Origin of the sequence: Nitratidesulfovibrio liaohensis, assembly GCF_011682075.1 — a bacterium.
GTDB lineage: Bacteria > Desulfobacterota > Desulfovibrionia > Desulfovibrionales > Desulfovibrionaceae > Cupidesulfovibrio > Cupidesulfovibrio liaohensis.
The window spans coordinates 1-8,940 of sequence record NZ_VSMK01000032.1 but is presented as its reverse complement, the minus strand read 5'-3'; the positions used below and the strand labels follow the sequence as shown (position 1 = coordinate 8,940).

General features: G+C 68.0%; 6 protein-coding genes. 3 read left to right on the top strand and 3 right to left on the bottom strand.

Annotated elements, in window-relative coordinates; translation table 11 throughout:
• A partial coding sequence (locus tag FVW27_RS01520; RefSeq protein ID WP_167122134.1) for a HAMP domain-containing protein occupies positions 1-1,229 on the bottom strand: 1,229 nt, incomplete at its 3' end.
• Complete coding sequence (locus FVW27_RS01515) at positions 1,226-2,968, bottom strand: ABC transporter substrate-binding protein (protein ID WP_167122132.1); 1,743 nt, start codon at positions 2,966-2,968, stop codon at positions 1,226-1,228. The genes FVW27_RS01515 and FVW27_RS01520, both read right to left, overlap by 4 nt.
• Before the next feature lie 150 nt (positions 2,969-3,118).
• Here FVW27_RS01515 and FVW27_RS01510 point away from each other — a divergent pair, with 150 nt between their 5' ends.
• The 3 genes from FVW27_RS01510 (at position 3,119) to FVW27_RS01500 (ending at position 7,150) form a co-directional block, all read left to right on the top strand.
• Positions 3,119-4,096: a D-2-hydroxyacid dehydrogenase gene (locus FVW27_RS01510; protein WP_167122130.1), complete on the top strand. Its 978-nt coding sequence runs from the start codon at positions 3,119-3,121 to the stop codon at positions 4,094-4,096.
• Between the two features lie 202 nt (positions 4,097-4,298).
• Positions 4,299-4,772, top strand: coding sequence for a hypothetical protein (locus FVW27_RS01505; protein ID WP_167122128.1), 474 nt, complete (start codon positions 4,299-4,301; stop codon positions 4,770-4,772).
• Positions 4,773-4,930: 158 nt separating this feature from the next.
• The gene (locus tag FVW27_RS01500; RefSeq protein ID WP_243838139.1) at positions 4,931-7,150 is read left to right on the top strand and encodes a PTS sugar transporter subunit IIC/EAL domain-containing protein; all 2,220 of its coding nucleotides are present in this window, start codon (positions 4,931-4,933) and stop codon (positions 7,148-7,150) included.
• Between the two features lie 284 nt (positions 7,151-7,434).
• On the opposite strand, the gene thiC is transcribed toward FVW27_RS01500, so the two are convergent.
• The gene (gene thiC / locus FVW27_RS01495; protein WP_167122126.1) at positions 7,435-8,724 is read right to left on the bottom strand and encodes a phosphomethylpyrimidine synthase ThiC; all 1,290 of its coding nucleotides are present in this window, start codon (positions 8,722-8,724) and stop codon (positions 7,435-7,437) included.
• Between the last annotated feature and the right edge of the window lie 216 nt (positions 8,725-8,940).

The following is an 8,940-nucleotide window of genomic DNA, read 5'->3' as shown; positions in this document are numbered from 1 at the left end:
GGCGGCAGGCCCGAATCCGGGCCGGTGGCGTACCCCGCTGTCAGGCCGGGCAGCGTGCAGGACACGCCGGCCATGGGCTGGCCGGGCACGTCGGCCCCGTTCAGGAAGGCCAGCAGCGCCGCGTTGTCCTGCACCACGGCCTCGGGCACGATGTCCTCTCCGTCTTCCGTCTCGAAGGCGAATTCGTGAATGCCGTTCCCCGGCACCGGCACATCGGGAGCCACAAAGCCGAACACCTCGCGCACCGGCCTGCCGTCGGGGTCGGCATCCAGGCCGAACATCTCGCACAGGGCCGCGTTGCTGCGCAGCACCATGCCTTGCGGATCGGTGACCAGCAGGCCGTCGGCCATGCCCGCCACGATGGTGGAAAGCTGCTCCAGCGCGCCACCCAGTTCCGCCGTGGCCTGACGCACGGAATCCTCCAGCCCCTCCACCAGCCCGGCCAGATCGCGGGACATGGTGTCCATGGCCCGGGAAAGGTCGCCGATCTCGTCGTCGGCCTTCATGGCGGGCAGGTCTGGCGGGGCCGAAAAATCGTGCGCGGCCACCCGGCGGGCCTGGTCGGTCAGACGCATGAGCGGCCGCGAGATGGAATGCAGCAGTACCCACGCCCCCACGGCGCACGCGGCGAAAAAGGCCAGCCCCAGCCCCTGCTGGCGCAGGATGGCACCGTCGATGTAGTCGCTGATGCGCCCCCGGTCCATGCCGATGTGCACGAAGCCGCCCACGCCCGAAAAGACCGGCATGGTCACGTGCATCACCTCGCGCCCGCCCCCGTGCCCGCCCCCGTGCCCGCCCCCGTGCCCGTTGTCGCCCGCCGGACCGTCCGTGGTGTGGGGCAGATACAGCCGGTCGCGCAGCACGGTGACCTCGTTCATGCGTGCGCCCGCCAGCGAGGCCACCAGCTCGCGCACCGGCTCCGGCACCACGGGCACGAAGGTGTGGGCTATGGTTTCTCCCCGGCCATCCACCACCAGAACGTAGGACACCCCGTCGATGCCCAGAAACTGGTCGATGCGCGACTGCACGGTGGTCACGTCGCGCCCGATCAGGCTTTCCAGGTCCGCCCCGGCGATGGCGCGGGCGATGGCCAGCGCCTTGCTTTCGTATTCGCGGGTCAGCAGGGTGTGCAGGGTCCAGCCGGAATAGATGGACGTGACGGCGGCGTACACCCCGAAGAGCACGATGAGCCCCCGCAGGGTACGCCCGAACAGTCGCGAGCGCCTCATCGCCGCCACTCCGAAAAGTCGCGCAGGTCCACCGGCACGCCGTTGCGCACGGTGGTGAAGCGCACCAGCCCAAGCCCCTGCTCGGTGGGTGTGTAGCGGTACGGCTGGCCCACGCCCAGATCGTGCCCGTCAAGCCCGGCCAGCGCCGCGCGCAGCCCGGCGGGCGAAGGGTGCGGCCCCATGCGTTCCAGAGCCCGCACCAGCAACCGGGCCGCCAGATATCCCTCGAAGCTCACTTCGCCGGGGTACCGGGCCAACTCCACCGGTTCCCCGTCCGAAACCGACGAGGGGGCCATCTCGTCGCCCGGAACGTTCGTCACCTCGGGAGCATCCGCCATCTCATCGAAATCACGGCGATAGTCCATGGCTGCGGGCAGGTTGCCGGTCCACGGGGGTACCACTTCCGCCAGCACGAGATCGTGGGTGTAGTTGCGCTGGGTGGCGCGCTCCATGACGGCCAGCAGTTCGACCAGATGGGTGCTGTCCACGAACGACGGCATGGCCACGGGAATGGCGGGCTGCCCCTTACCGGGTGCCTGGCGGAAAGGCTGGCCTGCCCGTTGGTCCGTTTGTTGATTCGCACCCTGCGAGGCCAGAAGGTCGCGCAGGTCGCGGATGAACGCCGCGCACGCGGTGTCCGTACCCACGCAGACCACGGCGTCGGGCATGCCCTGCAGGATCAGCCCCGCCTGTTCGGTGAAGTCGGCGTCGCTGCCCGCGCCGCGCGGATAGGAGGCCTCCGCCGCCAGGGACAGACGGCGGCGGGCCAGCGCGTCGCGCAGGTCGGCCCAGCCTTCGCGGCCATAGGCATCGGCCTGGTAGAGCACGGCGATGCGGGAGCACTCCACGCCGTGCAGGCGATCCACCAGTGCGGAAAATTCGGTGTCGTACGAGGCACGCAGGCGGAACACCAGCCCCTCGTGGCGCGGCAGGGACAGGGGGCGCGCCCCGGTGAAGGGAAACAGCAGCGGCACCGTGCGCTCCGGGTGGCCGCCCAGCAGCGGCAGCACCCGCGTGACCGTGGGCGTGCCCACCAGGCCGAACAGTGCGAAGACCCGCTCTTCCTCGATGAGCCGGATGACGTTCCACACGGTGCGCTCCGGATCGTAGCCGTCGTCCATGGCCACGATTTCCACCCGCCTGCCGTATACCCCGCCAGACGCATTGACCCGCGCCAGGCAACTGGCAGCGCCACGATGGAATTCGCGCCCCAGCGAAGCGCCGGAACCGCTGAAGGGGGCGGACATGCCAAGGCGCACGGGTTCGCCGGGGGCCAGCTCGTCCTCTGTCGGCTTACCCTCTGCAAGCCCGGCCTGATCGGAACGGGAGGACGCAACAGACGCCCCCGCGGGGGCGGAAGAGGCCGCGCCGGTGGGGGCCCCCCCTGCGGCGCGGGAATTCTGGCACCACAGACTCCCGGTGGGAAATCCCGTTGGTTGGATGGCGGCAGCGTTGGCGGCTGCCGCGTCATGCGCGGGTTCAGGGGAACGTGCGGGGCTGGCGGAATGGGCGGAATGCGTGAACGGGCTGTCTGCCGGATTGCCTGCCGGGTTGCCGGACAGGCTGCCTGCAGGGGCCGGGGCGACGGCATCCTGCGCCGTTTCCTGCTCCGCCCCCTGCGTAGCCCCCTGCGTTGCCCGGACGTCCAGCACCGGCCATGCGGCCAACAGCAGAAGAACCGTGCAGACCACGGCCATACAGTACTGTTGATAGGTCAACCCGGCTTGCGCCTTGCACATGGTCCCCGGTCCCGTATGCGGCTGGTACCCCCGGATGCGGCACCGGGCTTTACCCCGGCTGCGGACTCACGTAGAATTCCGAAGGTTACGTTTCGGTTTACTGGACACAACGCCCCGTGGCAACAGAAAAACCTTTTTCGGAGTACAGCCATGCGTATTGTCGTACTGGACGGCTACACCCTGAACCCCGGCGACAACCCGTGGGATGCCGTTGCCGCGCTTGGCGAACTGACCGTGCACGACCGCACCCCCCGCGAGGCCATCCGGGAACGTGCCGCGGGCGCGCACATGGTGCTGACCAACAAGACCCCGCTGGATGCCGACACCATCGCGGCACTGCCCGACCTTGCCTTCATCGGGGTGCTGGCCACGGGGTACGACGTGGTGGACATCCGCGCCGCCGCCGCGCGCTCCATTCCGGTGTGCAACGTGCCCGGCTACGGCACCGAGGCCGTGGCCCAGCACGTCTTCGCCTTTCTGCTGGAACTGTGCCGTCGCATTGCCCGGCACGACGCCAGCGTGAAGGTGGGCAACTGGAGCGCCAACAAGGACTGGTGCTTCTGGGAAACCACCCAGATCGAGTTGACCGGCAAGACCATGGGCATAGTGGGCTTCGGTAACATGGGCAAGCGCGTGGGGCAGATCGCCAACGCCTTCGGCATGAAGGTGCTGGCCTATTCGCCCAACACCCGCACCATGCCGGGGTACGAGCCGTTCTCCTACGTTTCGCTGGACGAACTCTTCGCCCGGTCCGACGTGGTCACCCTGCACTGCCCGCTCACCGACGCCACGCGCGGCATGGTCAACCGGGTGCGGCTGGCCTCCATGAAACAGGGAGCCATCCTCATCAACACCGCGCGCGGCCCCCTGCTGGACGAGGCCGCCGTGGCGGCCGCCCTCAATGACAACCATCTCGGCGGCCTTGGCGTGGATGTGGTGGCGGTGGAACCCATCCGGCCCGACAACCCGCTGCTGACGGCCAAGAACTGCCTGATCACCCCGCACATGGCCTGGGCCACCCTGACCGCGCGCCAGACCCTGATGCGCGTCACGGCGGGCAACATCCGCGCCTTCCTGGCCGGTGCGCCCACCAACGTGGTGAACGCGCCCAAGCCGGTCGCGCCATAACCTGGCGGCTTTCCGGAACACGGCTGAAAGCCCCCCCGCAGCATGCCCCTGATGCCCCCGAGAGGAGGAGCCCCCAGCGTGCCTCCAGCGCAAAGGGCACATCCGGGCCCGGCTTTTTTCCGGATCCAACCCTCAACTTCCCTTGGCATCATCCGATCAGGCTGGCTGAGATTCGCAACCTCTGACAGGTCAGGAGCGGACGATGCCTGTATCGCAAATTGCAGTTGACGCCATCTCCATTCAAACGGGAAGCTCCATCGGGCGGCAACACATCGAAAATGCAAAAGACACCCCCAAAAGCGGCAACCCGTCGAACGCCCATGACAAGGTCGAAATATCCGATGAGGGGCGCGCCAGGGCTGAAGAGATGAAGGCCGGGAAGGCTGCCGCAAAAGATGGCGGCAGCGTTGGCGACAATAAAGATGAAGAATCCAAGCCCCTGAAAATCAAAACCCGTTCCCGAGGTGAAGCCAGCGGCGTCGACAAGGAAGACGCTGTTGACGAATTGAAGGACACTGAGAGCGACATCAGGACGAAAGAAGGCGAACTGCAAGAAACCAAGACTGCTTTTTTCGGTTCCGGAGAGGAGCAGGCTGAAAAGATGAAAGAACTCAAGCAGGATATTGACGACCTGAAAGACGCCAAAAAGAAATTGGAAAGCAAACTCTCCATGTAACCGGCGGGCTCGGCAGGGCAGCCCAGCCCAACACCCCGTCAGGGATGTTCAGCGCCAATGGATACTGGTTACAATCAAAAACTGCCGGAGAGCGCACCAAGCCGGCCCTGGGCGCAACGCCGCCCCCGTACGGTCAGAGGGGCAGCGTGAAGGCGGGCATGGTCGACAACGCGGCCAGCCGTGCTGCGCCGTGGTGGCGGCCACTGGCAGTGGTATTTACCGACGTTACCGAGCGCATGGCCGACCTGCCCGTGGTCATCGCGGTGCAGCGCGCCCTGGCCCTGGTGCTGCCGCTGGTCACGGTGGGCGCCTTCGCGCTGATGGTGCGGCACACCCCCTTCCCCTTGCTGCGCGGGGCGTTGGACGCACTGTTCGGCCCGGCGTGGATCACCATGGCCGACGCCCTGATCTCCGGTACCTTCGGCATCGCCTCGCTGGCCGTGCTGTGCGCCTTCAGCGGCACCATGGCCATGGTATACAACCAGCGGCGCGGCGGGCAATTCGTCAGCCCGGTCATGTCCGCCATCGTCGTGCTGGCCTGCTTCTTCGTGGTCACCAACCCGGCCAGCGACATGCCGTGGCGCGACATGTTCTCCATGGACCGGGGCCTGCTGCTGGCGTTCATGGTTTCCGTGGCCGGATCGTGGCTGTTCCTGCGCCTGTCGGACGTGAAGCGCCTGCAACTGCCGCTGGAGGCCGTGGGGCACGACCCGGTGGTGCGCGACATCCTTACCGTCATGCCCGCGGGCATGCTGACCATCGTTGTCTTCGGTCTGCTGCGCGTGGGCCTGGTGGACAGCGGCATCCCCGACCTGCACGGTGCCCTGCGCGCCGCCATGACCCGCCCCTTCATCGAGGGGGGCAACACCCTGGGCCTCGGCATGCTGTACGCCGGCCTGTCGCAGGTATTGTGGTTTTTCGGGGCACATGGCCCCAACCTGCTGTTTCCCATCGAAGACGCCATCTTCGCCCCCGCCGGGGTGGCCAATGCCGCGGCGCTGGCGGCGGGCCAGGTGCCGCCGTTCGTGCTGACCAAGACCTTTTTCGACGTGTTCACGCGCATGGGCGGGTCGGGGAGCACGCTGTGCCTCATCGCCTCCATCCTGTACGCCAGCCGCGACAGCGGCACCCGCAGGCTGGCACTGGTGGCCCTGCTGCCCGCGCTGTGCAATGTCAACGAACCGCTGCTGTTCGGCCTGCCCCTGGTCATGAACCCGGTGTACCTGATCCCCTTCCTGCTGGTGCCGCTGGCGCAGACCGTCGCAGCGCATGCGGCCACCCTGCTGCACCTTGTGCCGTACACCCTGCCCGACGTGGTCTGGACCACCCCGCCCCTGCTCAACGGATACGCAGCCACAGGCTCCGTGGCCGGGTCGCTGATGCAGGCCCTCAATCTGGGCCTTGGCGTGGCCCTGTACCTGCCCTTCGTGCGGGCAGCCGATGCCCTGCGTGAACGCCACGGCAGGCAAGTCCTGGCCGAACTGCTGCACACCGCCAGCGGCAGCGAGGTGGGACCGGGCGGGCGCAAGTGCATCGACCGTCCCGGCGAGCAGGGGCGCATTGCATCTTCTCTGGCCAACGATCTTGCCGCCGCCCTGTCCCGCAACGACGAAGTGTTCCTGGAATACCAGCCCCAGATCGGGGGTGATGGCCGACCGCACGGGGCCGAGGCGCTGCTGCGCTGGCACCACCCGGCTTACGGGCGCATCGCGCCGCCCATCACCGTGGCCCTGGCGGAAGACACCGGCATCATCGACCGGCTGGGCATGTTCGTGCTGCACCGCGCCTGCGCCCGGCGCGTGGCGTGGGCGGGGATGGTGCCCGACGGCTTCGTCATGTCGGTCAACGTGGCCCCGCGCCAGTTGCAGAACCCGCGCTTCGACCGCGACGTGCTGGCCGTGCTGGCGCGCACGGGCCTTGCCCCGCACCTTCTGGAACTGGAGCTGACAGAATCCACCGTACTGCTGCCCGACGCACGCACCGTAGCTGCATTGCGCCGTCTGCGCGCCGCCGGGGTGCGCGTGGCCATCGACGACTTCGGCATGGGGCATGCCTCGCTGCGCTACCTGCGCGATTTTCCGGTGGATACGGTGAAGATCGACCGTTCGCTTACCGAGGCCAGCCACGGCGACATCAACGAACACATCGTGCGCAGCATCGTGGAACTGGCCCGCAGCCTGAACATCACCACCGTTGTGGAAGGGGTGGAACGAAGTGAACAGTTCGAGCGTTTCGTCGAACTGGGGTGCCAGGTCTTCCAGGGCTACCTGTTCAGCCGCCCGGCAAGCGCCGCCCAGTGCCTGGAGGTGGTGGTCGGATGGGGCGGGCAGGCGGCTGCGCAGGAGCAGGCAGGACCGAGTGTGCTGAAGGGAACATAGCACCTGCGCCGGTGCACTCGCGCGACGGGACAGCCAACGCCCTCCGCGATGGCCCGCCCATTGGCCTCGGCCTCTGGTCGCCTTCGCCTGCCGTGCGCCCTGCCATCTTCTGCCCTCTCGCCCCGCCTCGCTCCGCCTCACCCCGCCCCCCGTGCCTTCGCGGCGCAAAAGAAAACGGGAAGGATGTCGGCATCCCTCCCGTTTCCGGATTCCGTCCGCCACAACCCGGCCAGTTCCAGCCACGCCGTCCGGGTGGTCGAATGCCCTGAAGCCTGGGCGCGTCGCTACAGCGTGCCCTGCGGGTCGTCGCGCAGCATCTTCACGGCGCAGAACTTGCCGCACATGGCGCATTCCTCTTCATTGCGGTGTTCGCCACGGCGGGCGTCCACCATTTCCGGGTCCAGCGCGCAACGCTTCATGCCGTCCCAATCAAGGGCCATGCGCGCCTGCGACATGCCCGCCTCGCGCTCCAGCGCGTGGCGGCGACCAAGGGCCACTTCGCCCGCCTGCGCGGCGATGCGCGAGGCCATGACACCGGCCTTCACGTCCTCGATGGTGGGCAGGGTAAGGTGTTCGGCGGGGGTGAGGTAGCACAGGAAGTCCACCCCGGCGCGCACGCCGATGGCACCGCCGATGGCACCGGCGATGTGGTCGTAGCCCGGCGAGCTGTCGATGGTCAGCGGGCCCAGCACGTACAGCGGGGCGTTGTTGGTCAGCTTCTTGATGCCGACGATCTGCGCCTCCACCTCGTGCATGGGCACGTGGCCGGGGCCCTCGATCATGCACTGCACGCCTTCGGCCAGGCCAGCCTTGGCCAGACGCCCCAGCATCATCACTTCTTCCCACTGGGCGGCGTCGCCCGCGTCGGCCCCGGCGCCGGGGCGCAGGCCGTCGCCCAGCGACAGGGTGACGTTGTGCCTGCGGGCAATTTCAAGGATGCGGTCGTACTGTTCCAGCAGGGGGTTTTCCTTGCCGTTCTTGCGCATCCAGCGGGCCAGGATGGAGCCCCCGCGCGAGACGATGCCCAGCACGCGACCGCCCTCGGTGGCCCATTCGGCGCCGCGCCGGGTCAGGCCGCAGTGCACGGTCATGAAGTCCACGCCCTGCTCCGCCTGCATCTCGATTTCGGCGAACAGTTCTTCCGGGTCCATGCCCGCCGGGTCCTTGCCCTTGTCCAGGTACTTCTGGGCCACGGAATACAGCGGCACGGTGCCCAGCGGCAGCGGGCAGGCGGCCAGCATGCCCTTGCGGATGGCCAGCAGGTCGCCCGCGATGGAAAGGTCCATCACGGTATCGGCCCCGGCAGCCAGGGCGGCGGCCAGCTTTTCTATTTCACGGTCGGGATTGTTGCACAGGGGCGAGGTGCCGATGTTGGCGTTGACCTTCACGCGGGAAGGCTGGCCCACCAGCAGCGGACGCAACGAAGGGTGCGACGGGTTGCCCAGCAGCACTATGGTGCCGCCTTCGATGCCGTCGCGGATGGTTTGGGGCGCAAGGCCCTCGTCCGCGGCCAGAGCCGCGAGATGGGTGTCGAGAACGCCCGCGAGCGCGGTGTTCCGGGTAAGAATGGACATGGGTGGTCCCCGCTGCTGACTCAACGGGAAGGGGCCGGTGACGCCGACAACACGACGTCACAGCACTATCCGTTCGCACGGCGGCTGGCAAGGGGGAACACGGCGTGGTCGGCGGACGACCGGAAAACAGGCGTTGGCGGCACTGGGGACACCGCCCGGCGGCCCGCCGCCCGGCCCGCCCGCCACATCACACCATCCCCCCGCGTTGCGCCCGCC

What these genes read in the sequence shown, in the direction of transcription:
- thiC (WP_167122126.1), bottom strand. Translation starts at nt 8,724, where the DNA reads ATGTCCATTCTTACCCGGAACACCGCGCTCGCGGGCGTTCTCGACACC.
- FVW27_RS01500 (WP_243838139.1), top strand. Translation starts at nt 4,931, where the DNA reads ATGGTCGACAACGCGGCCAGCCGTGCTGCGCCGTGGTGGCGGCCACTG.
- FVW27_RS01505 (WP_167122128.1), top strand. Translation starts at nt 4,299, where the DNA reads ATGCCTGTATCGCAAATTGCAGTTGACGCCATCTCCATTCAAACGGGA.
- FVW27_RS01510 (WP_167122130.1), top strand. Translation starts at nt 3,119, where the DNA reads ATGCGTATTGTCGTACTGGACGGCTACACCCTGAACCCCGGCGACAAC.
- FVW27_RS01515 (WP_167122132.1), bottom strand. Translation starts at nt 2,968, where the DNA reads ATGTGCAAGGCGCAAGCCGGGTTGACCTATCAACAGTACTGTATGGCC.